We start from the raw sequence: 24,740 nt of genomic DNA, 5'->3' as shown, positions 1-24,740 counted from the left end.
CTGCGCCCCCCACCCCGCCACGAGGGGCTCCGCCGTTGGCCGGAACCCCCGCGACAAACCCGCGCACGTGCGCAATCCCCGCGAACGGCGGACAATGGAGCCCTCAGGCGGCCCGCCGTGCCGCCCTCCCGCTTTCCGCTGCAAGGATTCCCCATGGCCGCCCGCAAGTCCTCCGCCCCCCTGATCGAAGTCACCGCACGCCCCGGCCAGCCGCTGGGCATGGCCCCGGCCGTCTTCCTGCGCGATTTCTGGCAGAAGCGCCCGCTGCTGATCCGCAATGCCTTCCCGGATTTCCAGACCCCGGTACAACCGGAAGACCTGGCGGGCCTGGCCTGCGAGGAAGGCGTGCTGGCGCGCCTGATCGAACATGACAAGGCGCAGGATGGCTGGCGCGTGCGCACCGGCCCGTTCCAGGAAGACGTCTTCCCCGCCCTGCCCGACCACGACTGGACCCTGCTGGTGCAGGACGTGGACAAGTGGGACAAGGACGTGCGTGCCCTGATCGAGCATTTCAGCTTCCTGCCGCGCTGGCGCATGGATGACGTGATGATCAGCTTCGCCGCCACCGGTGGTTCGGTTGGCGCGCACGTCGACCAGTACGACGTGTTCCTGCTGCAGGCCCATGGCCATCGCCGCTGGCAGATCGACGCCAGCGAATCGATCAAGGGCAAGCAGCCACCGCTGGGCTTCCGCCCGGACGTGGAACTGAAGCTGCTGAAGGTGTTCAAGCCGACCCACGACTGGGTGCTGGCGCCGGGCGACATGCTGTACCTGCCACCGAACGTGCCGCACCACGGCGTGGCTGAAGACCCCTGCCTGACCTTCTCGTTCGGCATGCGCGCGCCGTCCTCGGCCGAGCTGATCAGCGACTACCTGGATACCCTGATCGCCGATGCCGACGAGAACATCCGCTACCAGGACGCCGACCTGAAGGTGCCGGCCGACCCGAACGAGATCGACACGGTGGCGATGGCCCGGGTGATCACCGCCCTCAATGCCATCCGCATGAACGACCCGGACAAGCTGGGCGACTGGTTCGGCCGCTTCATCACCACCTACCGCGCCGCCGGCGAAGTGATGGCCCACCAGGCCGCACCGGCAGCGGAAGAAGTGGTCCAGGCCCTGGCGTCTGGCCTGCTGCTGCAGCGCCACCCGTGGGCGCGCCTGGCCTGGCGCCGAGCCAAGCGCGGTGCCAGCCTGTACGTCAGCGGCCAGGACTTCGCGCTGCCGGTGAAGGATGCTCAGCGCCTGGCCGGTGCCGAGCAGCTCGACGCCGCCGCCTATCGCAGCCTGTCCGACAAGGGCCGTGCCGTGGTCCAGCGGCTGCTGGTCGGCGGCGTGTTCCAGCTGATCGACCCCAACGAGCTGTATGACACCGAAGACGAGGACGACGGCGAGGACAGCGTGGTGCTGGGCGAGGTGGTCGAAGGCCGTGATCGCGTGGACGCGATCGACGACGACGCGGTGTCCGACGATGTCCATACCGTGACCGTGCACGACGACGGCATCGAAGTCATCGTCAACTTCGAGGACGACGAGGAAGACGACAGCGAGACCGACCGCGCCTGAGCCCATCGCGATGATCCGGGTCCAGCTGGTCAGCCACGCCGACGCCCACGTTGCGATCCACGACGTGCGCCAGCGCGTGTTCGTGCAGGAACAGGGCATTGCCGCCGAGCTGGAACGCGATGCGCTGGACCCGGTCAGCGCCCATGTGCTGGCGCTGGACGCTGACGACCAGCCGGTCGGCACCGGCCGGCTGGCACCGGACGGCCGTATCGGTCGCATGGCGGTGCTGGCCAGCCATCGCAGCCATGGGGTGGGTGAGGCCCTGCTGCTGGCCCTGGTCGAGGCCGGGCGCCGGCTCGGCCTGGCCGAACTGCATCTGCACGCCCAGCTGCCGGCCCGGGCGTTCTATGCCCGCCAGGGCTTCCTGCCCGAGGGCGATGTGTTTGAAGAAGCCGGCATCGGCCACCAGCAGATGCGCCGCCGGCTGGGCGCGGCCAGCGCCATCGACAGCCGCGCCGAAGCGGTGGACATCACCACCGCCATCGTCCATCGCGCCCGTCGCCAGCTGTGGCTGCACAGCCGCCAGCTGGACCCGGGCCTGCTCGACACACCGTCCGTGCAGGCCGCCCTGCGCCGTTTCGTCACCGCCCGCCACGACAAGCAGCTGCGGGTGATCGTGCACGATGCGGCGGCGATCGCCTCGGCCGGAGCGCCCCTGCTGGCGCTGGCCCAGCGCCTGCCCAGCGTGATCCAGATCCGCGAGGTCTCCGACCCGATCGACCGTGCGCTGGCCTCGGCGTGCATGCTCAACGATGCCGGTGACTTCTACTTTCGTCTGATCGGCCACCGCCTCGACGGCGAGGCCGGCATCGCGCTACCGGCACGTTCGCAGCCGTTCGAGCAGCAATTGCAGCGTGTCTGGGACCGTTCGCGCGATTGCAGCGAACTTCGCGCGCTCGGCCTCTGAGCGGAGCGGGCTGACCCAACCTGTCTGGAAGCGGCACCGGTGGACCTGCGATGCCTCGGGCGGCGCCCCTTCGTGTCCGGTTGGGGGTACAATTTGGCTGTTTGAACGCGCCCGCGCAGGGCTATTCATCTTCCTGCCGGGTCCTTCTGAAGCCATACCCCACAAAGCGAATCAACACCCTCCATCGTGGACAATCAACTGAAGCAGTTTGCGCAATCTTCGCAACTCGCCGGCGGCAACGCCTCCTATGTCGAGGACCTGTACGAGCAGTACCTGGTCTCCCCGGATAGTGTCGATCCCAAATGGAAAACCTACTTCGACGGCTTCAAGGGCCGCGAAGCAGGTGACATTCCGCACTCGGCCGTCATCTCCCACATTGCGGACGCGGCCAAGGATGCGCTGAAGGCCGGCACCGGCAACGGTGCGGGCGACGAGCGTGAGCGCAATGTCGGTCGTCTGATCACCGCCTACCGCTCGCGCGGCCATCTGGACGCCCGCCTGGACCCACTGGGCCTGACCACGCCGGTCAACACCCCGGACCTGGGCCTGCCGTTCCACAGCCTGTCCGATGGCGACCTCAACAGCGAATTCAGCACCGGCGGCGTCGGTGGCCAGCCGCGCATGAAGCTGCGCGACCTGCTGGCGCGCCTGAAGGCGACCTACACCGGCTCGATCGGTGCGGAGTTCATGCACATCTCCGAGGTCGAGCAGCGCCAGTGGATCTACAAGAAGCTGGAAGCGGCCGGCGGCAACTACCAGCTGGACGCTGACACCCAGCGCCGCACCCTGGAGCGCCTGACCGCGGCCGAGGGCCTGGAACGCTACCTGCACACCAAGTACGTCGGCCAGAAGCGCTTCTCGCTGGAAGGCGGCGACTCGCTGATCCCGATGATGGACACCATCATCCGCAGCGCCGGCAAGGATGGCGTCAAGGACGTGGTGATCGGCATGGCCCACCGCGGCCGCCTGAACGTGCTGGTCAACACCCTGGGCAAGAACCCGCGCAAGCTGTTCGACGAATTCGAAGGCAAGTTCGAGCACGACGAGCACGCTTCGGCCGGCGATGTGAAGTACCACATGGGCTTCTCGGCCGACGTCGCCACCGACGGCGGCCCGGTGCACCTGGCGCTGGCGTTCAACCCGTCGCACCTGGAAATCGCCGACCCGGTCGTGGCCGGTTCCGTGCGTTCGCGCCAGGAGCGCCGCAAGGACACCGCGCGCAAGCAGGTCATGCCGATCCTGATCCACGGCGACGCGGCCTTCTCCGGCCAGGGCGTGGTCATGGAGCTGTTCCAGATGTCGCAGGCGCGCGGCTTCGCCGTCGGCGGCACCGTGCACATCGTGGTCAACAACCAGGTCGGTTTCACCACCTCCAACCCGCTGGATACGCGCTCCACGCGCTACGCCACCGACGTGGCGAAGATGATCGCCGCCCCGGTGCTGCACGTGAACGGCGATGATCCGGAAGCGGTGGTGTTCGCCGCACAGCTGGCCTTCGAGTTCCGCCAGACGTTCGCCAAGGACGTGGTCATCGACCTGATGTGCTACCGCCGCTGGGGCCACAACGAGGCCGACGAGCCGGCGATCACCCAGCCGCTGATGTACCAGGTGATCCGCAAGCACGCCACCACCCGCGAGATGTACGCCGAGCAGCTGGAAAAGGCGGGCGTGATCGCCGCCGGCGCCGGCAAGGCGATGGTCGATGCGTACCGCGAGAAGCTGGACGCCGGTGAAGTGACCACCGAACTGGCCAAGGTCGAGAAGACCCCGCCGAGCAGCCCGCTGTTCGTCGATTGGCCGAAGCTGCTGGAAGGCAAGCTGTCCGATCCGGTCTCGACCAAGGTCGAGAAGAACAAGCTGGTCGAGCTGGCCAAGCTGATCAACACCATCCCGGACGAAGTGCAGCTCCACTCGCGCGTGGCCAAGGTCTACGACGACCGCCGCAAGATGGCCGCCGGCGAGATCCCGGGCGACTGGGGCTTTGCCGAGAACCTGGCCTACGCCACCCTGCTCGACGAAGGCCATGCACTGCGCCTGGTCGGCCAGGACGTCGGCCGCGGTACGTTCACGCACCGCCACGCGATCCTGCACGACCAGAAGACCGACAACTACTACATGCCGCTGCGGCAGCTGGTGGATTCGCCGGAAAAGGCCACCGTCATCGATTCGCTGCTGAGCGAAGAAGCGGTGATGGCCTACGAGTACGGCTTCTCCACCACCGATCCGAACACGCTGTGCATCTGGGAAGGCCAGTTCGGCGACTTCGCCAACGGTGCCCAGGTGGTGATCGACCAGTTCATCGCCGCCGGTGAAGCCAAGTGGGGCCGTATTTCCGGCCTGACCCTGCTGCTGCCGCATGGCTACGAAGGGCAAGGCCCGGAACACAGCTCGGCGCGCCTGGAGCGCTTCCTGCAGCTGTGCGCGCTGGAAAACATGCTGGTGGTGGTGCCGTCGACCCCGGCACAGGCCTTCCATATGCTGCGCCGCCAGCTGCACCTGACCACCCGCAAGCCGCTGGTGGTGATGTCGCCGAAGTCGCTGCTGCGCCACAAGCTGGCCGTGTCGACCCTGGACGAACTGGCCAACGGCGAGTTCCAGCACCTGATCGGCGACGCCAACGCTGATGCCAAGAAGGTCAAGCGCGTGGTGCTGTGCTCGGGCAAGGTCTACTACGACCTGCTGGAAGACCAGACCAAGCGTGGCCAGGACGACGTGGCGATCATCCGCGTGGAGCAGCTGTATCCGTTCCCGCGTGCGCTGCTGGCCGCCGAACTGAAGAAGTACGGCAAGGCCACCGACGTGGTGTGGACGCAGGAAGAACCGCAGAACCAGGGTGCGTGGTACCAGATCCGCCATCACCTGCAGTTCTGCCTGGCCGATGGCCAGAACCTGCACTACGCCGGTCGCGCACGTTCGGCTTCGCCGGCTGCCGGTCACATGGCTGACCATGTCCGCGAACAGCAGCAGCTGGTCGCCGATGCACTGGTCAACCCGTTCAACGACACGTTCGCTGAATAATCCTCCCCCTATTTAGAAGACAAACCAGGAAGCTCCCGCAATGGCCACCGAAGTCAAAGCCCCGGTACTGCCCGAATCCGTCGCCGACGGCACCATCGCCACCTGGCACAAGAAGGTGGGCGACGCCGTCAAGCGCGACGAAAACCTGCTTGACCTGGAAACCGACAAGGTCGTCCTGGAAGTGCCGTCGCCGGTCGACGGCGTGCTCAAGGAAATCAAGTTCGCCGAAGGCTCGACCGTGACCTCCAGCCAGGTCGTGGCGATCATCGAAGAAGGCGCCGTGGCCGCTGCCCCGGCTCCGGCCGCTGAAGAGAAGAAGGCTGAGGCCGCGCCGGCCGCTGCGGCTCCGGCCGCTGCTGCCGCTCCGGCCCCGGCTGCCAAGTCGGCCGCCGACGCGCTGCCGCCGGGCGCCCGCTTCACCGCCATCACTGAAGGCGTGAACCCGGCCGACGTCGACGGCACCGGCCGCCGCGGCGCCGTGACCAAGGAAGACATCGTCAACTTCGCCCGCAACGGCGGCGCCGGCAAGGCCGGTGGCGCACGTCCGGAAGAGCGCGTGCCGATGACCCGCATCCGCAAGCGCATCGCCGAGCGCCTGATGGAGTCGAAGAACTCGACCGCCATGCTGACCACCTTCAACGAAGTCGACCTGTCCAAGGTGTCGGCGGCGCGCAAGGAACTGCAGGACGAGTTCGTCAAGGCCCACGGCATCAAGCTGGGCTTCATGAGCTTCTTCGTGAAGGCCGCTGCCAACGCGCTGCAGCGCTTCCCGCTGGTCAATGCCTCGATCGACGGCGACGACATCATCTACCACGGCTACTCGGACATCTCGATCGCCGTCTCGACCGAGAAGGGCCTGGTCACCCCGGTCCTGCGCAACGTCGAGCGCATGTCGTTCGCCGACATCGAGAAGACCATCGCCGACTACGCCAAGAAGGCGCGTGACGGCAAGCTGAGCCTGGAAGAACTGCAGGGCGGCACCTTCACCGTGACCAACGGCGGCACCTTCGGCTCGCTGCTGTCGACCCCGATCATCAACCCGCCGCAGAGCGCCATCCTGGGCATGCACGCCATCAAGGAGCGTCCGATCGCCCAGAACGGCCAGGTCGTGATCGCGCCGATGATGTACCTGGCGCTGTCCTACGACCACCGCATCATCGATGGCAAGGACTCGGTGCAGTTCCTGGTGGACATCAAGAACCAGCTGGAAAACCCGGGCCGCATGCTGTTCGGCCTGTAAGACACCTCCCGCCCCTCCGCGCCCGCGCGGAGGGGTTCTGGTAATGCATCAAGGAATAATTCAATGGCTGAACAATTCGACGTCGTCGTCATCGGTGCCGGCCCGGCCGGTTACCACGCTGCCATCCGCGCGGCACAGCTGGGCCTGAAGACCGCCTGCATCGACGCAGCGCTGGGCAAGGACGGCAAGCCGGCCCTGGGCGGCACCTGCCTGCGCGTGGGCTGCATCCCGTCCAAGGCGCTGCTGGATTCCTCGCGCCAGTTCTGGAACATGGGCCACATCTTTGGCGACCATGGCATCAGCTTCAAGGATGCCAAGATCGACGTCGAGGCGATGGTTGGCCGCAAGGACAAGATCGTCAAGCAGTTCACCGGCGGCATCGGCATGCTGTTCAAGGCCAACAAGGTCGCCGCTTACTACGGTTTCGGCGAACTGCAGCCGGGCAACGTGGTCAAGGTCACCCAGCATGACGGTTCCATCGTCGAGCTGAAGGGCACCAACGTGATCATCGCGGCCGGTTCGGATTCGATCGAACTGCCGTTCGCCAAGTTCGACGGCGAGACCATCGTCGACAACGTCGGCGGCCTGGACTTCACCGAAGTGCCGAACCGCCTGGCGGTGATCGGCGCCGGCGTGATCGGCCTGGAACTGGGCAGCGTGTGGAAGCGCCTGGGCGCTGAAGTCACCATCCTGGAAGCTCTGCCGGAGTTCCTGGCCGTGGCCGACGCCGAAGTGGCCAAGACCGCTGCCAAGGAATTCAAGAAGCAGGGCCTGGACATCCGCCTCGGTGCCAAGGTCTCCAAGACCGAGATCACCGGCAAGGGCAAGAAGAAGGAAGTCGTTGTCACCTACACCGACAGCGAAGGCGAAAAGACCCTGACCGTGGACAAGCTGCTGGTGGCCGTCGGCCGTCGCGCCGCCACCAAGGGCCTGCTGGCCGAAGGCACCGGCGTCAAGATCAACGAGCGCGGCCAGATCGAAGTCGACGCGCACTGCCACACCGGCGTCAACGGCGTGTGGGCGGTCGGCGACTGCGTGCGCGGCCCGATGCTGGCGCACAAGGGCTTCGAGGAAGGCATCGCGGTGGCTGAGCTGATCGCCGGCCTGCCGGGCCACGTCAACTTCGACACCATTCCGTGGGTCATCTACACCGAGCCGGAACTGGCCTGGGTCGGCAAGACCGAAGCCCAGCTGAAGGCCGAAGGCATTCCGTACAAGGCCGGCAGCTTCCCGTTCGCCGCCAACGGCCGTGCCGTGGCGATGATCGAGCCGGCAGGTTTCGTTAAGATCCTGGCCCACGCCGAGACCGACCGCATCCTCGGCATGCACCTGGTCGGCGCCAACGTCTCCGAGCTGGTGCACGAAGGCGTGCTGACCATGGAGTTCAGCGGCTCGGCCGATGACCTGGCCCGCATCTGCCACGCCCACCCGTCGCTGTCGGAAGTGATCCACGACGCGGCGATGGCGGTCAGCAAGCGCGCCATCCACAAGGCGAACTGATCGTTCGCTGGTAGTGCCGGCCGCTGGCCGGCACACTCCAGCAAACAAAAAACCCCGCCTCGGCGGGGTTTTTCATTGGCCACGCAGCTCGTCCAGCAACAGCCGGGTCGCCCGCGATGCCTTTCCGGCATCCGAACTGACAAGACCGAACACCCGCTGGATGAGCGGCCGTAGCGGCATCACCCGCAGGCCATGCCGGTCCTCAGGCAGCGTGGATTCGGGCACCAGCGAAACACCCAGCCCTTCGCGGACCAGTACGCAGGCACTGGCCCAGTCGCGCACGGTCACCCGTACGTCCGCCATTTCCAGGCCAGCGTCACTCATCAGGCGCTGACCGTTCACCGCACAGCCCCCTGTTGCGAGGATGAAGGGTTCGCCCGCCAGCTCGCTCAAGGCCACCCCGCTTTCCGTGGCGCGACGCCCCAGCGGATGCGCCTGCGGCAGCACCGCCATCCACCCATCGCTGCCCAGTGCCAGCGGGTCTCGATCAGCAGCGGGGTTCATCACCACCCCGACATCGACCATGCCGGCTGCCAGCCAGTGCTCGACCTCCACGTCGGTACCTTCCACGGTCACCACCTCGATGCCCGGGTGACGCCGCCGGAAATCACGCAACAGCGGGGGCAACACGCCCGAGATGATCGAAGGAAAGCTGGCCAGGCGGATGCGGACTCCACTCACCCCCCGGCTATCGTCGGCCAGCGCGCGGATGGCCTGCAGGCCGCCCAGCATGCTGCGTGCGTGTTCGAGCACTCGCTGCCCCAGCGCGGTGATCTCCACCTGACGCCGCTCACGTACGAAGACCGCAAAGCCCAGCGAGGCCTCCAACTGGGCCAGCGCCTGGCTGGCACCGGATTGGCTGATGCCGACGCGATCGGCGCCGCGCGAGATGGTTCCCTCGTCGGCCACCGCAACCAGCAGGCGCCAATGGGCAAGATTCATCATGGCAGGCAGTAGCCCAGCTTATGGAATGGAAATCGAAGATTGATTCTACCGGATACCGCCGGGCCAGCAGACTGCCCTGCATCGGCTGTCCCAGCCGCTCTTCCCTCTCGAGACCGTCCATGAAGCTGTATTACGCGCCCTACACCTGCTCGCTGTCGCCGCATATCGTGCTGCGCGAGCTCGGCCTCCCGTTCGAACTGGTCAAGGTCGACAACGCGACCAGGCAGACCGCCGATGGCCGCGATTTCCGTACGATCAACCGCAAGGGATACGTTGCCGCGCTGGAGCTGGACGACGGCCAGGTGCTGACCGAAGGCCCGGCGATCGTCCAGTTCCTGGCCGACCTGAAACCCGAATGCGCGCTGGCCCCGCCCGTCGGCAGCTGGGAGCGGGTACGACTGCAGGAGTGGTTGAACTTTGTCACCAGCGAAATCCATGCCGGTTCGGCACCGCTGTTCAATGCCGCACTGCCGGAAGAGGCCAAGGCATTCTTCCGTGCAAAACTCTTCAAGCGCTTCGATCTGCTGCAGGAAACCCTGGCACAACAGGATTTCCTGATGGGTTCAAGCTTCAGCGTGGTCGATGCCTATCTGTTCACGGTGCTTGGCTGGTGCCGCTTCTTCTCCATCGATCTGGCGGCGTGGCCGGCGCTGCCGGCCTACACCCGCAGGGTCAACGCGCGACCGGCCGTGCAGGCAGCGCTGCGTGCCGAGGCGGCATGATGCAAGGCCGCGCCCCTGCGTGATCTGGCCGTTTTGGAGAGCAGCCGGGCATGGGCTCCGCGCTACACCTTTCCAGCCGGCTTCTTCGGTGGATCGTCGCAGACCTTGTGCTGCACAACCGTATCGCCGGCCTTCCATTCCTTCACCACCCGGCAGCGCTCCCGGGCTTTCGGTGTCGCCGCCGCCGCGGCATCCGCTTCGTCGGCAGCCGCGGACTGCTGGCGCTCGAGCCAGGCAGACGACGGCGGCACCGCCGGTGTAGCGAGCGCTGGCAGCGCAACCTGCGCCAGCGCGGCCAACAGCAGCGCCCTCATGCGGCCACCGGGCCGCCACCGAGCAGGCGTGCCGGCAGCATGAACAGCGCGCGCAGGAACGCGAACAGCGCCGAGAAGGTGATGCCGACCAGGCGGAATGGCAGGCTCAGCAGCCACACGAACGGCCAGGCGATCAGGGCGAGGATCGCCAGCGGCCAGCACAGCACGAACAGCAGGCACCACACACCGAGCGCAAACAGGGTCTTCATCACGGTCTCCTTGGGGCGGCACCCTGCCGCCTGTGGACACCATGGCGCCCCACCCTCGCTGCCCGCAAACGGTTTGCGACGAAACCGGGCTGGGGGCGATGAAACCGGTGGTGGGGAAACCGGAGATTCAGGAGGTTGCCGGCCAGCGGCCGGCACTACCGAACGGATTCACACCGGCAGTGCGCCCGGGCGGCCATGGGTCACCTGGAAGCGGGCGGCCGTGCGTACCGGCGCATCCGCGCGCAGCACGCTGTCGGCGAAGCGCAGCTCGGCGTCCACGGTCTGCCGGTTCAGCTGCAGCTTCCACCAGCCACGGCGATCACCATCGAAATAGCGGATATGCGGGTTCTGCGGAATTGATGGACCGTAGTACGGGCCATAGGGCGTATCGTCGCCGCCACTGCTGATCGCCGGGGCAATGAACTCGGTGGCCACCACCGGGACATCGGCCGTGTCGAAATCCAGCTTCAGGTCGTTGACGAAGGTGGAATGCCAGTCGCCACCGAGCACGATGGCGTTGCCCTGCCCGCCTGCCTGCAGCGCCTGCAGCAAGCGTTTGCGGGCAGCGGGATAGCCATCCCAGGCGTCGTTCCAGAAACGCTCGCGCGGCGTGCCGCCGTCCAGCCGCAGCTGCGCCATCAGCAGCTGCTGCACCACCACGTTCCAGCGCGTGCCCCGTGCAGCGACCATCGACTGCGCGAACCACGCCTCCTGGCCTGCACCGAGCATGCTCATGCGCGGGTCCAGGGCCGCATCGCAGCGTGGTGACTCGCCGACGCCACAGGGATTGGCCGGGCGGAACTGCCTACAGTCGAGCAGGGTCAGCTGTGCCAGGTCGCCATAGCGCAGGCGACGGTGCACGCGCAGGCCGCCATTGCCGGTCGGCGCGCTGCGCATCGGCAGGTGTTCGTAGAACGCGCGGTAGGCCGCCGCACGGCGCACGATGAAGTCCTCGGTCGACACGCCGGGCTTTTCCGGGTGGATGCCGGAGTAATCGTTCTGCACCTCGTGGTCATCCCAGATCACCGCGAACGCGTGTGCGGCGTGCGCGGCCTGCAGGTCGGGATCGAGCTTGTACAGCGCGTACTGATCGCGGTAGCGCTCCAGGCTGACGGTCTCGCCGCTGAAGCGCTCGGCTTCCAGCGTGCGCCCGCGTGCGTTCTGCAGCGGGCTGTATTCGTACAGGTAGTCACCGGCATGCAGCACCAGGTCGACATCGCTCTGTGCGATGTCGCGCAGCACCGGATAGTAGCCACTGTTCCAGGCCTGGCAGGTGCACAGCGCCAGCCGCAGCTGCTGAAGTTGCATGTCCAGCAGCGGCGCGGTGCGGAAGTGACCGACCGCGCTTTCCTCATCGCCATCGCAGGCGAATCGATAGTAATAGTCGCGGCCCGGGTGCAGGCCATTGACCTCCACGTGCACCGAATGGGCCAGCTCCGGCACCGCGGCGGCAACGCCACGCTGCACCAGCCGGCGCAGGCCCGGGTCTTCAGCCACGAACCAGCGCACCGGCACCGCCCGCGATGGCATGCCGCCGCCGTTGAGCGGGTCCGGGGCCAACCGCGTCCACAACACGGCTCCCTGCGGATCCGGATCGCCGGCGGCAATGCCGAGGGTGAACGGATCACGCCCCAGCCGCGGCCGTGGGCCGGCCGTGGCCAGCCCCGGCATCGCCGCCAGCGCGATCGCCGCCCCCGTGCCCTGCCACGCCATGCGCAACAGGCGACGACGGCTTTCCGGATCGACAGGCCCGCGCATCAGAAGCGCACGGTTGCGGTGGCCATCACCTGCCGCGGCGCGCCGACCTGCATGGTCGCCAGGCTGCGGGCCGGGTCGGCAGCGTAGGTGCCGTTGGTGTTGATCGACGACAGGTAGCGCTTGTCGGTGAGGTTGGTCAGATTCAACGCCACGGTCAGGTTCTGCGCTGGGCCGAGCTGGCCGAAGTCATAGGCCACCGAGGCATTGACCAGCCAATAGCTCGGCACCGACACATCGTTGGTGTAGGTCACGTAGCGCTTGCCGACATGGTTGGCCGACAGGCGCATGTCCCACGGGCCCGGGGTCCATGCCAGGGTGCTGGCGAACATCCACTCCGGAGTGTCCACGGTCTTCTTGCCGCGCGTCGGCACCACGCCGTTGTTCACGTAGTCGTTGTCGTAGGTGCTGTCATTCCACGACAGCGCGTTGGACCAGGCCAGGTCCTGCATCGGCTTCAGCTGCAGGGTCGCCTCGGCGCCGCGGCTGGTCACCGAACCGACGTTGGAGAACAGCGCCGGGCAGCCGAGGATGCCCACGCATTGGGCGATCGCCAGCAGGCGGTTGTCGAACTTGACGTCATACACCGCCACCGAGGCTTCATAGCCGCGGCCGTAGCCACGCCAGCCCAGTTCGAGCGTACGCGACTGCTCCGGCTTCAGGTTCTTCGCGCTGGCGTCGAACGCGGCCTGCGGCACGTTGAACGGGCTGCCCACGCCCAGCGCATAGGCCGCGATGTTCTTGGCGAACGAACCGAAGATCTCGTTGCCTTCGTTGAGCTTGAAGTTGAAGCCGGCCTGCGGCAGGAAGCCCTTCCTTGCGGTCAGGCTGCTGTTGTTGGCATAGCTGCCCAGCGGCGTGCGCACGCTGGTGCGGGTGTGCGGCGACTTCGCGCCGATGTCGATGGTCAGGCGGTCATCGAACAGGCGGAAGCGGTCCTGCACGTAGAACTGGCGGGTGATGGTGGTGTAGCGCTGGTGCCACACGCGCTGGTCCGGATTGCGCAGGAAGAAGTCGTCGGTGATCGGGCCGTCGATGTAGTAGAAGTTGCGCTGCACGCTGTGGCCGTTGTCCTCGTACCAGAGGCCGGCTTCGAGTTCGTGGCCGCCGACATTCCAGGTGAATGCCGAGGTCACGCCAGTGCGATCGATCGCGTATTCGGTGGTGCGGATCGAGATCGGGATCTCGCGGCTGGTGCCCGGGTTGGACGGATTGGACGGGCTGAACCAGTGGCCCTGGCCACGGTTGCTGTGGTTGTAGACGTTGACCTTCAGCCGCATCGATTCGTTCAGGCCAAAATCGCCGGCGATGCTGGACAGGTCATCGTTGCGCAGGCCATGGCCAGAGTAATACGCATCCCACGGGCTGTTGACGCCGCCGCTGAATCTGCCACGTGCGGCAGCGACGGCGCGATCCCAGTCCGGCGCGTAGTTGTCCCAGTCCCAGCCGAGGCGATCGATCATCTCCAGCGACAGGTCCTGGTAGTCCGCTTCGACGCGCCGCGAGACGTTGAACAACGCGGTGATCCTGCTGTCCGTGCCGAAGTTGTAGGTCGCCTTGCTGTTGAACTGCTTCAGCTCCTGCGAGCCCTTGCCCTTCCACTTGTCGCCCTCGGAGTACACGCCGGACAGGTAAGCGGCGAAGCCCTGGTGCTCACCGGTCTCCAGGCGCGCATAACTGCGGCGTGCACTGTCGCTGCCGAAGCCCTGCGCCAGCACCACGCCATATTCGGTGGACGGATCGATCGAATAGAACTGGAACACGCCACCGAGGTTGCTGGTGGACGGGGTACCCAGCGCGCCGATACCGGTGGAGACTTCGGCACCGCCGAGGTTCTCGCTGATCACCGCGCGACTGATGTGCAGGCCGTTGCTGTTGCCATAGGCCATGTTGCCCAGCGGAATGCCATCGAGGGTGTAGCCGAGGCGGTTCTGGTTGAAGCCGCGCAGGCTGATGGTGGTGGACCATTCGTAGGCGCCGGTGGCATCGGCCGATTCGAAATGCACGCCCGGCTTGGTCGCGAGCAGCTTCAGCGGATTGGCGCCGGGCGGCAGCACCTTCATGTCCTCGGCGGTCACGCGCTGCACCTGGCGGGCTTCGCCGCGGCCGATCACCGAGATCGAATCGAGCGTGGTGGCCGACTGCGCGTCGGTGGCGGGAGCGGTTTCAGCAGCGGCCAGCGACGGCAGCGAAGCACAGACCAGCAGGGCCAGCAGGTTGCGGCGAAGCGGAGCGTGGGACGGCATGGGGCGGATTCCTTGGGCACGCTGGACGCCGAAGGGCGGCGTCGAAAGGGCAGCAGCGGCGGAATCGTAGAAGCGGCGCGTTACATGTCATTTACACGCCACGTACGGAAGTTTGGCGTTGCGGATGGTCCGCCGGCCGTGGGGCGGTTGCCGGCCAGCGGCCGGCACTATCGTTATTCGAACGAACCGACCGAGTCGTGGGCCAGGTTGTCGAAACGCGTGTACTCACCGAAGAACTTCAGCTTGCACGAGCCGGTCGGGCCACCACGGTGCTTGCCGATGATGATCTCGGCCAGGCCCTTGTCCGGCGAGTTTTCCTTGTTGTAGTAGTCGTCGCGGTAGATGAACACGATCATGTCCGCGTCCTGCTCGATTGCGCCCGATTCGCGAAGGTCGGCCATCACCGGGCGTTTGTCGGTACGCGTTTCCAGCGAGCGGTTGAGCTGGGACAGCGCAATCACCGGCACGTGCAGTTCCTTGGCCAGGCCCTTCAGCGAACGCGAGATTTCCGAGATTTCGGTCGCGCGGTTTTCGCTGTTGCCGGGCACGCTCATCAGCTGCAGGTAGTCGATCACCACCAGGCCCAGGTCGTGCTCGCGCTTGAGCCGGCGGCACTTGGAGCGCAGCACTTCCGGCGACACGCCCGGCGTATCGTCGATGAAGATCTTGGTTTCCTTCAGCATCTTGATCGCACTGGTGACGCGGCTCCAGTCCTCGTCTTCCAGCTGGCCGGTACGCAGGCGCTGCGCGTTGATGCGGCCGTTGGAGGAAATCAGGCGCATCGCCAGCTGCGAGGCCGACATTTCCATCGAGAACACCGCCACGCCCTTCTTCGACTTGATCGCCGCGTACTCGGCGATGTTCAGCGCGAAGGTGGTCTTGCCCATGGCCGGGCGCGCGGCGAGGATGATCAGGTCGGTCGGCTGCAGGCCGGCGGTCATCGCATCGAAGTCGTTGTAGCCGGTCGGCAGGCCGGTGATGTTGCCGCCGTTCTCGAAGCGGTTGCGCAGTTCCTCGAATGCGTCCTTCAGGGCGCCGGGCATCGCCACGAAATCGGTACGGCCACGTGCGCCCTGCTCGGCGATGGCGAACACGCTCTTTTCCGCCGAAGCCAGCAGCTCGCTGCTGTCACGGCCCTCGGGCTGGAAACCGTCGTTGACGATGTCGGTACCGACCTGGATCAGCTGCCGCAGCACTGCCTTGTCACGCACGATCTCGGCGTAGGCCACGATGTTGGCCGCCGACGGCGTAGTGCTGGCCAGCTCGATCAGGTAGGCGCCGTCGCCGACCAGCTCCAGCTTGCCCTGCGATTCGAACCACTCGCCCAGGGTGACCGCGTCGAACGGCCGTTCGCGCTCGGACAGCTCACGGATCGCGCGGTAGATCATCTGGTGATCGCGGCGGTAGAAATCGCCTTCGGTCAGCTGGTCGTTGACCCGGTCATACGCCTCCGGCGCCAGCATCAGGCCACCCAGCACCGCCTGCTCGGCCTCCACCGAATGCGGCGGTACCCGCAGCTGATCGATGCGCGATTCATCGCGATCACGATCAAAACCATCGCCGCGCTCTCTGCGGTTGGAACGGAAGCCGGAACGGGCGGACATGCTGCGGTGTTTCCTGCAAAAGTGGACCAGACGAGTGTAGGCATGCGCCGACCCCGGCGGCCATGGACAAGCCTGTGGATAAGCCGTGGAGAAACGGGGGATATCCGCCGGTGCCTGGCCAGACTGGCGTGGGGGCGTCGCGCTGCCTGCGACGGATGCCATTGCGGCACCCGGGCAGGCCATTATCGCAGATGGGGGCGACCGCCGCTGGCGTCAATCGCCCTTGACGTGCACCGCGATCAGCGACAGGAACCGGTCCACGTAGCCCTGCAGGAATTTCTGCGTGCCCTCGTTGTGGACCGTGCCGTCGGCATCGATCAGGCCGTCCTTGAAGTGGATGAACGCCTCGGGCTGGCCGAGCACGTGCATGTCGAGGAAGGCCAGGCTGTTGCGCAGGTGCTGCTGGGCCACGGCGGTGCCGATCTGGCCGATGGAGGCGCCGATCACCGCCGCCGGCTTGCCGGCAAACGCACTGTCACCATACGGTCGCGAGCCGATGTCGATGGCGTTCTTCAGCACGCCCGGCACCGACCGGTTGTATTCCGGGGTCACGAACAGCACCGCGTCGGCGGCGCGGACCTGGTCCTTCAGCCGCGTGCCCTGCGGCGGATAGTGTCCATCGAAGTCCTGGTCATACAGCGGCAGGTCGCCGATCTGCACGTACTGGAAGCGTGCTCGCTGGCCGGCGATCTTCTCCAGCGCATGGGCCAGCTTGCGGTTGCAGGAGTCCTTGCGCAGGCTGCCGACGAACACGGCGATGGTGGGGATGGACATCGGGACATACTCCTCACGGTGCGGGACGCCCAGCCTAGTCGCCGGCCCCGTGCGCCCCGGTGAAGATCAGCGGCCGGTCACGCCCGCCCGCACCTGCCGCCAATGCGCCTGCCAGGCCTGGAACATCAGCACGTTCCACAGGTGGGTATGCCACTTGCGCTGCCCGCCGAGGAACTGCTGCCACAGCGGCTGCACCGTGGTCGCCGACAGCACGCCTTCGCGTTCCAATCGAGCCGGCTGCAGCAGATCCTCGGCCCACGGCCGCAGGTCGCCCTTCAGCCAATCGCTGACCGGCGCACCGAAACCGCGCTTGGGCCGGTGCACCATCGACTGCGGCACGTAGCGGCCAAGAACACGCTTGAGCAGCACCTTGCTGGTGGTTTCACTGCGCTTGAAGCCCAGCGGCAGCGACCACGCGAACTCGGCCACGCGCCAGTCCAGCAACGGCGCGCGCGCCTCCAGGCTGACCGCCATCGAGGTGCGGTCGACCTTGCACAGCAGGTCATCCGGCAGGTAGGTCACGTAATCGGCCAGCATCATCGCGTCGGCCGGCGTGCCGGCGCCGTGCAGCGGGTCGGCCAGGTCATAGAAGCTGCCCGCCGCCTGCGCCCCCGGTACCGCTGCGGCCGGGTCGCGCCAGCGCGAGATGCGGTTGCGGTACACATCGCCGATACCGCGCGCGCCGGACTCGGCCAGCAGTGCGGCCAGGCCACCGGTACGCGAGGCCTCGCCCTGCTGCTGCGAACGCGCTCCCATCCAGCGCCGCAGCGGCCCCGGCACGCGTCCCAGCATCTGCCAGTTGCGCAGCGCGCGCACATAACGGGTGTAACCAAAGAACAGTTCATCGCCGCCATCGCCGGACAGCGCCACCGTCACGCCCTGCCGGGCCAGGCGCGCGACCAGCGCGGTCGGCACCTGCGAGGCATCGGCGAAGGGCTCGTCGAACATCGCCGGCAACTGCGGCACCACCGCCAGCGCGTCGGCACCACTGACGTACAACTCGGTGTGGTCGCAGCCCAGGTGCGTCGCCAGCTCCCTGGCCAGCGGCGCCTCGTCGTGGCCCGAACCGGTGAAACCGATGCTGAAGCTGTGCACCGGCTGCCCGCTCTGGGCCTGCATCAGCGCCGCCACCAGCGACGAATCGGTGCCGCCGGACAGGAACACGCCTACCGGTACGTCGGCCACCATGCGCAGCGCCACCGCATCGCGAAGCAGCGTGTCCAGCTGTTCCTCGGCCTCTTCGATACGGCCCTGGAACGGCGCGGCCAACGCCGCCTGCATGCGCGCGCGCGCATCCCAGAAAGGACGTTGCGCCTGTTCCGGGCGGTGCGCGGACGCACCGGCCGCCACGGTCGCTGCATCCAGGCGCAGCACACGACCCGGCATCAGCTTGTAGCAGCGCTGGTGGATGCTGTGCGGCGCCGGGATGTAGTCCAGCCGCAGCAGCAGGGTCAGCGCATCGCGGTCGATGTCGTTGTCGAACGCCGGATGCTGCCACAGCGCCTTCAGTTCGGAACCGAACACCAGCGTGTCGCCGGCCCAGCCGTAGTACAGCGGCTTCTTGCCGACACGGTCGCGGGCCAGCCACAGGCTCTGTTCCTGCCGGTCCCACAGGGCGATCGCGAACATGCCGTTGCAGCGCTGCAGGGTGTCTTCGATGCCCCACTGCAGGATCGCTGCCAGCAGGACTTCGGTGTCGGAGTGGCCACGGAAGGCATGGCCCAGCGGTTCCAGCTCGGCGCGCAGCGCGGCGAAGTTGTAGACCTCGCCGTTGTAGGCCATCACATAGCGACCGTCGGCCGAGGCCATCGGCTGGTGGCCCAGCGGGGACAGGTCGAGAATGCTCAGGCGGCGGTGCGCCAGCGCGATGCCGGCCCCGGCATCGACCCAGCGGCCACCATCATCCGGCCCGCGGTGGTGCAGTGCCTCGCCCATGGCCAGCACCTGCGCCTGCAGCACCTCGGCCGACGCCACCGGCGCCGGCAACAACATTCCCGCCAATCCACACATGCATCAGGGTTCCTGCGCCAGTTCAAGGGCGGCGCCAATCACTGCATTGTCGCTTGGAAGCCCGAACATTGCTGCCCCCGCCAGCGGGGTATAGGTATCGGCACCGCAGACCCGGCGCAGCGGCAGGTGGCCGAAGCCGGCCTCGACCAGCGCGGTGACCACGCCCTCGCCCACCCCGCCGCTGTGCCGCCCCTCGTCCAGCACCAGCACCCGCCGGGCACTGGCGGCCTGTGTTGCGATGAAGGCGGCATCCAGTGGCACCAGCCAGCGCAGGTCGACCACCCGCACCTGCCAGCCCAGCTGCTGCTCGATCGCGCGCGCCGCACGCAGCGCCATCGGCACGCCGTTGCCATAGGTGAAGACCACCAGGTCCCCGGCGTCGGCGGCGTAGACCCGGCCCTCGCCCGGCACCAGCGCCTGGCCCTGCGCCGGGTAGTCGAACAACCACTGGCCATCGCCCGCTTCGTGCAGGTCCTTGCTCATGTACAGTGCGATCGGCTCAAGGAACACGGCCACCCGCCCATCCACCCGCGCCAGCGCGGCCAGCGTGCGCAGCATCATCACCGCATCGTCGCCGCGCGACGGGCAACCGACCACCAGGCCAGGGATGTCGCGCAGCGCGGTGATCGAGTTGTCGTTGTGGAAATGGCCACCGAAGCCCTTCTGGTAGCCCAGCCCGGCCACCCGCACCAGCATCGGGTTGCGGAACTGGTCGTTGGAGAAGAACTGCAGCGAGCAGGCTTCGCCGCGCACCTGGTCGATGGCGTTGTGCAGATAGGCCAGGTACTGGATTTCCGGGATCGGCAGCATGCCCATGTTGGCCAGGCCCTGGGCCATGCCCAGGATCATGGTTTCGTCCAGCAGGGTGTTGAACACCCGGCGCGGGCCGAACCGGCGCAGCAGGTCCTTGCTGACCGTATACACCCCGCCCTTCTGCGCCACGTCCTCGCCGAACAGCAGGCTCTGCGGGTACTTGGCCAGCAGTTCCTGCAGGCCGTGGTTGATCTGGATCGCCAGATGCCGCGGTGCCTGCCGCTCCGGCAGCGCCTCGGCACCACCGTACAGCGCCTCGCGCGCTTCGTCGGCAACCTCACGCCGGGCCTCGGCCAGCACCGCCGCCGGCGTGTACGGCGCCAGTGGCGCCATTACCTGCTGCAGCGACTGCAGCTTCGGGCGGCCTTCGGCCTCGGCGGCGGCGGCCATGCAGCGCGCACGCATGGTCTCGTAGGCCACCTCGATGGCGGCGGCATCCATCCAGCCCGACTCCATCGCGATCTGCGCCGAGCGCAGCAACGGGTCCTGTGCCTCGGCCGCGCACAGCTCCGGCAACGCGCGCCATTCCACTTCAAAATCGGTGCCGGCATGGCCCATCAGGCGCGTGGTGCGCAGGTGCAGGAAGGTCGGCCGCCGGGTACGCCGGCAGTGCTCCACTGCGGCCTGCACCTGGGCATGGCCGACCGCCAGATCCAGGCCATCGGCGAAGAAATAGTCCAGCCCGGGCTGGCGGCTGAAGCGCTCGGCAATCCAGCCGTCCGGCGTCTTCACCGAGATGCCCAGCCCGTTGTCCTCGCAGACGAACAGGACCGGTGCCGGCAGCTTCTGGTAGGCCGACCACATCGCCGTGTTGAACGCGGTCTGCGCCGTGGCATGGTTGGCCGAGGCATCACCGAACGAGCACAGCACGATGCTGTCGGCCGGGATCGGCAGCGGCTGCCCCAGCCGCTTGCCACTCTCGATGGCCAGCGCGGTCCCCAGCGCCTTGGGCAGGTGCGAGGCGATCGTCGAGGTCTGCGGCAGCACCCACAACGGCTTGCTGCCCCACACCTTGTGGCGCCCGCCGCTGGCCGGATCATCGGCGCTGGCGGCGAAGGACAGCGCGGCATCACGCAACGGATCGATGCCCGGCACCTGCCGCGAACGCTCGGCCATGAAGGCGCCGGAACGATAGTGCAGGAACGCCGGATCGGTATGCCGGCTGGCGCGTGCCAGCAGCGCGTTGCCCTCATGGCCGGAGGAGCCGATGGTGTAGAAGACCTTGTTCTGCACACGCAGCACGCGTGCCATCAGGTCCAGCTGGCGGCTGGCCAGCTGCGAGTCGAACAGGTCGGCAAAGGCCGCGGCGGTGAGCGTGCTGCCAGGCAGGATCGGTGCATCCGGTGCCGGCCGCTGGCGTGGGGTACCGCGCCAGCCACGTACCGCATCGAGGAAATTGGCGTCGCACACGTCGGCGCGGTTGAGCACGCGCATGCGCGCGGGAATCGGATCTGGAACCACAGCAAACATCGAACACCCTCCGTGTCGTTGTTGCGTTCCGCCGGGCGTGGCCCGGCGCTACCCTGTGGAACTCACGCGGCGTCGAAGCGTGCGCGCACCTCGGCAGTCACCGCCGGCATCGGCAGGAAACGCGGCTGCCCTCGCACGCGCTGCAGCCAGGCGCGCACCTCGGGGAACGGCGCCAGGCCGATGCCGCCCTCGCCGGCCACGTCGGTGTAGGCGAACAGCGCGATGTCGGCGATGCCGTACTCGCTGCCGGTGAACCACGGCGCCTGGCGCAGGTGCTGCTCCATCACCGCCAGCGCGGTGGCGGCACGCTCGTGCAGCCTGGGCAGTTCGGCGCGGCGCGGCGAATCGGCGGCCGTCCAGCCACGGATGAAGCGCGCCACCGCCACGCACGGCTCATGCGTGTACTGCTCGAAGAACATCCAGCTCAACGCCTGCGCGCGCTCCCAGCCGTCACTGGGCAGGTACGGCGTGCCTTCGGCCAGCCAGAACAGGATCGCATTGGACTCGGTCAGCACGCGGCCGTCGTCACGGACGATCAGCGGCACCTTGGCATTCGGGTTCAGTGCAAGGAATTCAGCGGTGTGGGTCTGGCCATGGGCACTGTCCACTTCCACCCAGCGGTAGCGGCTGCCGAGCTGCTCCAGCAGCAGGCGTACCTTGTGGCAATTGCCCGAGACCGACATGCCATGCACCGTCAACGGGACGCGCTCTTCCACCATCGCCTGCTCCATCGGATCCGGCCGGCGGCCGGCTGCGTGCAGTCTGGCAAGCGCGCCGATGATTGCCAAGCGCGGGTGCAGCATGCCCACACGGTAGCGCCGGCCGCGGGCCGGCAACCTCGATGCGGGCGGTAGTGCCGGCCGCTGGCCGGCATCCTCGATGCAGCAGGATCCAAGCGATTGCCGGCCAGCGGCCGGCACTACCAGGCAACGCTCAGCGCGCGCGCTTCCTCCACTGCTCGCGTGACTGGCCCCAGATCTGCATCGGCTTGTCGTTGTACGGCGGCGGCAGCTCCCCCATGCGCAGCAGCGTGCTGCCGAGCTTGCGCGCGACCGCCCGCGAGTTGTCGTTGTTCTCGGCAATGGTGTGGATCACCTCGTCCCAGCCCAGCGTATCGAAAGCCCAGTCGATCGCCGCAACTGCCGCTTCCGGCGCATAGCCCCGGCCCCAGCTGGCATGACGGATGCCCCAGCCAACCTCGGTACCGGGCCAGTCCTGCGGTTGCCAGGGCCCCATCCGCCCGATCCATTCGCCGCTCGATTTCTCGATCACGCTGAACATCGAGAAGCCGAACAGCTGCCAGGCGCCGGCCAGGCTGCAGAAGCCGCGCCAGGCCACAGAAGGCGGCTGCACGCCGCCCAGGGTTCGCATCGTTTCCTCGTCGGCGCAGAACGCCAGGTAGGCTTCGTAATCCTCGCGCAGCAGGGGGCGCAGGACCAGCCGCTCGGTTTCCAGGCGCAGGTCGAAGATGCTCATGCCGGCTCCATGTCGTGGGAAGGGCGACCATGATGGTCGATCCCTGACCCGACGGGATGAATTCCGGCCCGAAAAACGAAACGGGCCGGCATGGCGCCGGCCCGTTGCCTACTGCATGTTGCGCCTGGGCTTACTGGCGCGTGGCTGCGGCAGTGGCACCCGCGGCTGCGGTCTGCGTGACCAGCTGGCCATCGACCACCGGCAGGCGATCGCTGGCCGGCTTGTTGTCCATGCGCACGGTCTTCTCGGCGCCGTCATAGCGATAGGTCACGTTGTAGCCCTTGACCACATCGGTGTTGCCCATGGCAATGCGGTTACCCGGCTTGCTGGCCATGCGCATGGTACCGGTGGTGCCGTCCTCGTTGCGGTAGGTCACGTTGTAACCGGTAACGCGGCTCGACTCGGAGGTGGCAGTCTCGGTGTGGCACTGGCGCTCGGTGCGGTTGACCACGCGGCCACCCACGTGGCGCTTGTCGATCTGGTTGCCGATGAAGCCACCGGCCACCGCGCCGGCCGCGGTTGCGGCCTTCTTGCCGTTGCCGCCGCCGACCTGGTTGCCGAGCAGGCCACCAACCACCGCGCCGACCACGGTACCGCCGACGTTGCCGTCACGCTCCGGCAGGCGCTCCTGCACGGTCACGTCCTGGCAGACTTCGTGCGGGGTCTGGGTGGTGGAGGTCTCGCGCACCGGATCAGTACCGATCACGGTGGCATAGGCCTTCTGCTTCTCGGTGATCGGGTCGACCTTCAGCACGTCGGCGTACTCCAGGCCGCGCGGCGCCGACGGGTCTAGCTTGTCACCACGCGCACCGTCGTCAATGGCATTGCCATCGGCCAGGCGCGATTCGGCATTGGGGGTTCCGGCGCTGATGGAATCGGGCGACGTGTCGCCACTCTTCATGAAGGCGGCGGTGGCGATGCCACCGACCAGCAGCGCGCCCGCTGCGACCAGGACAGTTGTAGTTGTGCTTTTCATGACCTGCTCCTTGCGGACCATCCGCAACGTTCTCGGGCCAGATTGCAGCATGGGCTGCCTGAACGGAATCTCCACATTTCCTGCTCATTGCTGTAACCCATTCAGCATCGGGAAATGCTGGGCCCGTGGTAGCGTTTGCACGTTCCCCACGAGGATTCCCGCCATGGCCAACGCGATGCTGCTGCCGGTACTGCAATGGGCGCGCCGGCTGCGCTACCCCACCCTGTTCAAGCTCACGGCCGGCCTGTTCGTGCTGACCTTGTTCATTCCCGACCCGATCCCGTTCGTCGACGAGCTGGTACTGGGCTTCGGCACGCTGCTGCTGGCCAACTGGAAAAGCCGCAACGCCACCCCGCCGCCGCCGCTGGAACAGCGTTGAGTCTGCTGGTCGACAGCCACTGCCATCTGGACGCCAGCGCCTTCGACGATGACCGCGCTGCGGTGATCGATCGTGCGCAGGCCGCGGGCGTGCGCCAGCAGGTCGTGCCCGCGGTGACCGCCGCCAGCTGGCCAACGCTGCGCGAGGTCTGCCGGCAGGCGCCGGGGCTGTACCCGGCCTACGGCCTGCACCCGATGTTCCTGGCCGAGCACCAGCCCGGGCACCTGCCGCTGCTGCGCGAGTGGATCGAACGCGAACGCCCCTGCGCGATCGGCGAATGCGGCCTGGATTTCTTCGTTGAGGGGCTGGATGCCGAGGCGCAGCAGGCCTATTTCATTGGCCAGCTGGAGCTGGCCCGCGAGTTCGATCTTCCGGTGATCGTGCATGCGCGGCGCGCGGTGGACGCGGTGATCGCCGCGATCCGCCGCATCGGTGGCCTGCGCGGCGTGGTGCACAGCTTTTCCGGCAGCCCGGAACAGGCCGCGCAGCTGCACACGCAGGGTTTCCTGCTGGGCCTGGGCGGCCCGCTGACCTACGATCGCGCGCAGCGCCTGCAGCGACTAGTCCGTCAGATGCCGCTGGAGCAGCTGCTGCTGGAGACCGATGCGCCGGACCAGCCTGATGCCGGCATCCGCGGCCAGCGCAACGAACCGGCACGGCTGGCCGTCATCGCCCGCCATGTGGCGGCGTTGCGTGGAATGGAACTGGATGCGGTGGCACAGGCCACCACCGGAAATGCGCAGCGGTTGTTCGCGCTGCCGGCGATTTAACGGTGCCGGCCGCTGGCCGGCATCCGCACTGATTCAATCATTC

At 67.3% G+C, this 24,740-nt stretch carries 20 protein-coding genes; 8 read left to right on the top strand and 12 right to left on the bottom strand.

All coding sequences use genetic code 11. From position 1 onward, the window contains the following. Positions 1 to 153: 153 nt before the first annotated feature. The 5 genes from N7590_RS08640 to lpdA all read left to right on the top strand — a co-directional run bounded on the left by N7590_RS08640 (position 154) and on the right by lpdA (position 8,234). Positions 154 to 1,569 carry a cupin domain-containing protein gene (locus tag N7590_RS08640; RefSeq protein WP_164241198.1) on the top strand — a complete coding sequence of 472 codons (1,416 nt, stop codon included), beginning with the start codon at positions 154 to 156 and terminating at the stop codon, positions 1,567 to 1,569. A gap of 10 nt (positions 1,570 to 1,579) precedes the next feature. Further along, positions 1,580 to 2,476 carry a GNAT family N-acetyltransferase gene (locus tag N7590_RS08635; protein WP_053509666.1) on the top strand — a complete coding sequence of 299 codons (897 nt, stop codon included), beginning with the start codon at positions 1,580 to 1,582 and terminating at the stop codon, positions 2,474 to 2,476. 186 nt (positions 2,477 to 2,662) lie between these two features. Continuing rightward, the gene (locus tag N7590_RS08630; protein WP_053509665.1) at positions 2,663 to 5,494 is read left to right on the top strand and encodes a 2-oxoglutarate dehydrogenase E1 component; all 2,832 of its coding nucleotides are present in this window, start codon (positions 2,663 to 2,665) and stop codon (positions 5,492 to 5,494) included. A gap of 40 nt (positions 5,495 to 5,534) precedes the next feature. Then, positions 5,535 to 6,734, top strand: coding sequence for a dihydrolipoyllysine-residue succinyltransferase (gene sucB / locus N7590_RS08625; protein ID WP_008265271.1), 1,200 nt, complete (start codon positions 5,535 to 5,537; stop codon positions 6,732 to 6,734). 63 nt (positions 6,735 to 6,797) lie between these two features. Then, positions 6,798 to 8,234, top strand: coding sequence for a dihydrolipoyl dehydrogenase (lpdA, locus tag N7590_RS08620; RefSeq protein ID WP_008264626.1), 1,437 nt, complete (start codon positions 6,798 to 6,800; stop codon positions 8,232 to 8,234). A gap of 72 nt (positions 8,235 to 8,306) precedes the next feature. Here the strand turns inward: lpdA and N7590_RS08615 are convergent, their stop codons facing one another. Beyond that, positions 8,307 to 9,176 (bottom strand): LysR family transcriptional regulator, encoded by an 870-nt coding sequence (locus N7590_RS08615; protein ID WP_239544207.1) that lies wholly within the window; start codon positions 9,174 to 9,176, stop codon positions 8,307 to 8,309. Between the two features lie 122 nt (positions 9,177 to 9,298). Between N7590_RS08615 and gstA the strand changes: the two genes are divergently transcribed. Next, positions 9,299 to 9,901, top strand: coding sequence for a glutathione transferase GstA (gstA, locus tag N7590_RS08610; protein WP_164241200.1), 603 nt, complete (start codon positions 9,299 to 9,301; stop codon positions 9,899 to 9,901). A gap of 62 nt (positions 9,902 to 9,963) precedes the next feature. Here gstA and N7590_RS08605 read toward each other — a convergent pair whose 3' ends face one another. From N7590_RS08605 to N7590_RS08555, 11 genes are all read right to left on the bottom strand, one after another. Next, the gene (locus N7590_RS08605) at positions 9,964 to 10,215 is read right to left on the bottom strand and encodes a hypothetical protein (RefSeq protein WP_164241201.1); all 252 of its coding nucleotides are present in this window, start codon (positions 10,213 to 10,215) and stop codon (positions 9,964 to 9,966) included. Further along, entirely contained in the window at positions 10,212 to 10,424 is a 213-nt protein-coding gene (locus N7590_RS08600) for a hypothetical protein (RefSeq protein WP_005410275.1), read from the bottom strand. The genes N7590_RS08605 and N7590_RS08600 overlap by 4 nt, the downstream gene beginning before the upstream one ends. A gap of 168 nt (positions 10,425 to 10,592) precedes the next feature. Further along, positions 10,593 to 12,182, bottom strand: a complete 1,590-nt coding sequence (locus tag N7590_RS08595; protein ID WP_164241202.1) for an alkaline phosphatase D family protein — start codon at positions 12,180 to 12,182, stop codon at positions 10,593 to 10,595. Then, entirely contained in the window at positions 12,182 to 14,425 is a 2,244-nt protein-coding gene (locus tag N7590_RS08590) for a TonB-dependent receptor (RefSeq protein WP_279935324.1), read from the bottom strand. Before N7590_RS08590 ends, N7590_RS08595 begins: the two co-directional genes overlap by 1 nt. 173 nt (positions 14,426 to 14,598) lie before the next feature. Next, complete coding sequence (locus N7590_RS08585; RefSeq protein WP_005410278.1) at positions 14,599 to 16,029, bottom strand: replicative DNA helicase; 1,431 nt, start codon at positions 16,027 to 16,029, stop codon at positions 14,599 to 14,601. Positions 16,030 to 16,242: 213 nt separating this feature from the next. Continuing rightward, entirely contained in the window at positions 16,243 to 16,803 is a 561-nt protein-coding gene (locus N7590_RS08580) for an NAD(P)H-dependent oxidoreductase (protein WP_053450254.1), read from the bottom strand. A gap of 66 nt (positions 16,804 to 16,869) precedes the next feature. Beyond that, entirely contained in the window at positions 16,870 to 18,813 is a 1,944-nt protein-coding gene (asnB, locus tag N7590_RS08575) for an asparagine synthase (glutamine-hydrolyzing) (protein WP_164241204.1), read from the bottom strand. Positions 18,814 to 18,816: 3 nt separating this feature from the next. After that, on the bottom strand, positions 18,817 to 21,096 hold the full coding sequence (locus tag N7590_RS08570) for a transketolase C-terminal domain-containing protein (protein WP_164241205.1): 2,280 nt from the start codon (positions 21,094 to 21,096) through the stop codon (positions 18,817 to 18,819). Between the two features lie 62 nt (positions 21,097 to 21,158). Beyond that, positions 21,159 to 21,815, bottom strand: a complete 657-nt coding sequence (locus N7590_RS08565; RefSeq protein WP_164241206.1) for a glutathione S-transferase family protein — start codon at positions 21,813 to 21,815, stop codon at positions 21,159 to 21,161. A 214-nt stretch (positions 21,816 to 22,029) separates the two neighbouring features. Next, positions 22,030 to 22,572, bottom strand: a complete 543-nt coding sequence (locus tag N7590_RS08560) for a GNAT family N-acetyltransferase (RefSeq protein WP_053450257.1) — start codon at positions 22,570 to 22,572, stop codon at positions 22,030 to 22,032. Between the two features lie 130 nt (positions 22,573 to 22,702). Then, on the bottom strand, positions 22,703 to 23,548 hold the full coding sequence (locus N7590_RS08555; protein WP_053451351.1) for a glycine zipper 2TM domain-containing protein: 846 nt from the start codon (positions 23,546 to 23,548) through the stop codon (positions 22,703 to 22,705). Between the two features lie 163 nt (positions 23,549 to 23,711). Between N7590_RS08555 and N7590_RS08550 the strand changes: the two genes are divergently transcribed. Continuing rightward, positions 23,712 to 23,927, top strand: coding sequence for a DUF6116 family protein (locus N7590_RS08550; protein ID WP_040007412.1), 216 nt, complete (start codon positions 23,712 to 23,714; stop codon positions 23,925 to 23,927). Beyond that, positions 23,924 to 24,697 (top strand): TatD family hydrolase, encoded by a 774-nt coding sequence (locus tag N7590_RS08545; RefSeq protein WP_164241208.1) that lies wholly within the window; start codon positions 23,924 to 23,926, stop codon positions 24,695 to 24,697. Before N7590_RS08550 ends, N7590_RS08545 begins: the two co-directional genes overlap by 4 nt. Positions 24,698 to 24,740: the final 43 nt, after the last annotated feature.

This window comes from Stenotrophomonas sp. GD04024, assembly GCF_029837545.1.
GTDB classification, from domain to species: Bacteria; Pseudomonadota; Gammaproteobacteria; order Xanthomonadales; family Xanthomonadaceae; genus Stenotrophomonas; species Stenotrophomonas forensis.
The sequence above is the reverse complement of the archived record's forward strand: the minus strand, read 5'-3'. Positions and strand labels throughout refer to the sequence as shown.

Coding starts and splice junctions, on each gene's coding strand:
- N7590_RS08640 (WP_164241198.1), top strand. CDS start 154: ATGGCCGCCCGCAAGTCCTCCGCCCCCCTGATCGAAGTCACCGCACGC.
- N7590_RS08560 (WP_053450257.1), bottom strand. CDS start 22,572: ATGAGCATCTTCGACCTGCGCCTGGAAACCGAGCGGCTGGTCCTGCGC.
- N7590_RS08555 (WP_053451351.1), bottom strand. CDS start 23,548: ATGAAAAGCACAACTACAACTGTCCTGGTCGCAGCGGGCGCGCTGCTG.
- gstA (WP_164241200.1), top strand. CDS start 9,299: ATGAAGCTGTATTACGCGCCCTACACCTGCTCGCTGTCGCCGCATATC.
- N7590_RS08615 (WP_239544207.1), bottom strand. CDS start 9,176: ATGAATCTTGCCCATTGGCGCCTGCTGGTTGCGGTGGCCGACGAGGGA.
- N7590_RS08590 (WP_279935324.1), bottom strand. CDS start 14,425: ATGCCGTCCCACGCTCCGCTTCGCCGCAACCTGCTGGCCCTGCTGGTC.
- asnB (WP_164241204.1), bottom strand. CDS start 18,813: ATGTGTGGATTGGCGGGAATGTTGTTGCCGGCGCCGGTGGCGTCGGCC.
- N7590_RS08565 (WP_164241206.1), bottom strand. CDS start 21,815: ATGGTGGAAGAGCGCGTCCCGTTGACGGTGCATGGCATGTCGGTCTCG.
- lpdA (WP_008264626.1), top strand. CDS start 6,798: ATGGCTGAACAATTCGACGTCGTCGTCATCGGTGCCGGCCCGGCCGGT.
- N7590_RS08570 (WP_164241205.1), bottom strand. CDS start 21,096: ATGTTTGCTGTGGTTCCAGATCCGATTCCCGCGCGCATGCGCGTGCTC.
- N7590_RS08580 (WP_053450254.1), bottom strand. CDS start 16,803: ATGTCCATCCCCACCATCGCCGTGTTCGTCGGCAGCCTGCGCAAGGAC.
- N7590_RS08585 (WP_005410278.1), bottom strand. CDS start 16,029: ATGTCCGCCCGTTCCGGCTTCCGTTCCAACCGCAGAGAGCGCGGCGAT.
- N7590_RS08635 (WP_053509666.1), top strand. CDS start 1,580: ATGATCCGGGTCCAGCTGGTCAGCCACGCCGACGCCCACGTTGCGATC.
- N7590_RS08600 (WP_005410275.1), bottom strand. CDS start 10,424: ATGAAGACCCTGTTTGCGCTCGGTGTGTGGTGCCTGCTGTTCGTGCTG.
- N7590_RS08550 (WP_040007412.1), top strand. CDS start 23,712: ATGGCCAACGCGATGCTGCTGCCGGTACTGCAATGGGCGCGCCGGCTG.
- N7590_RS08595 (WP_164241202.1), bottom strand. CDS start 12,182: ATGCGCGGGCCTGTCGATCCGGAAAGCCGTCGTCGCCTGTTGCGCATG.
- N7590_RS08605 (WP_164241201.1), bottom strand. CDS start 10,215: ATGAGGGCGCTGCTGTTGGCCGCGCTGGCGCAGGTTGCGCTGCCAGCG.
- sucB (WP_008265271.1), top strand. CDS start 5,535: ATGGCCACCGAAGTCAAAGCCCCGGTACTGCCCGAATCCGTCGCCGAC.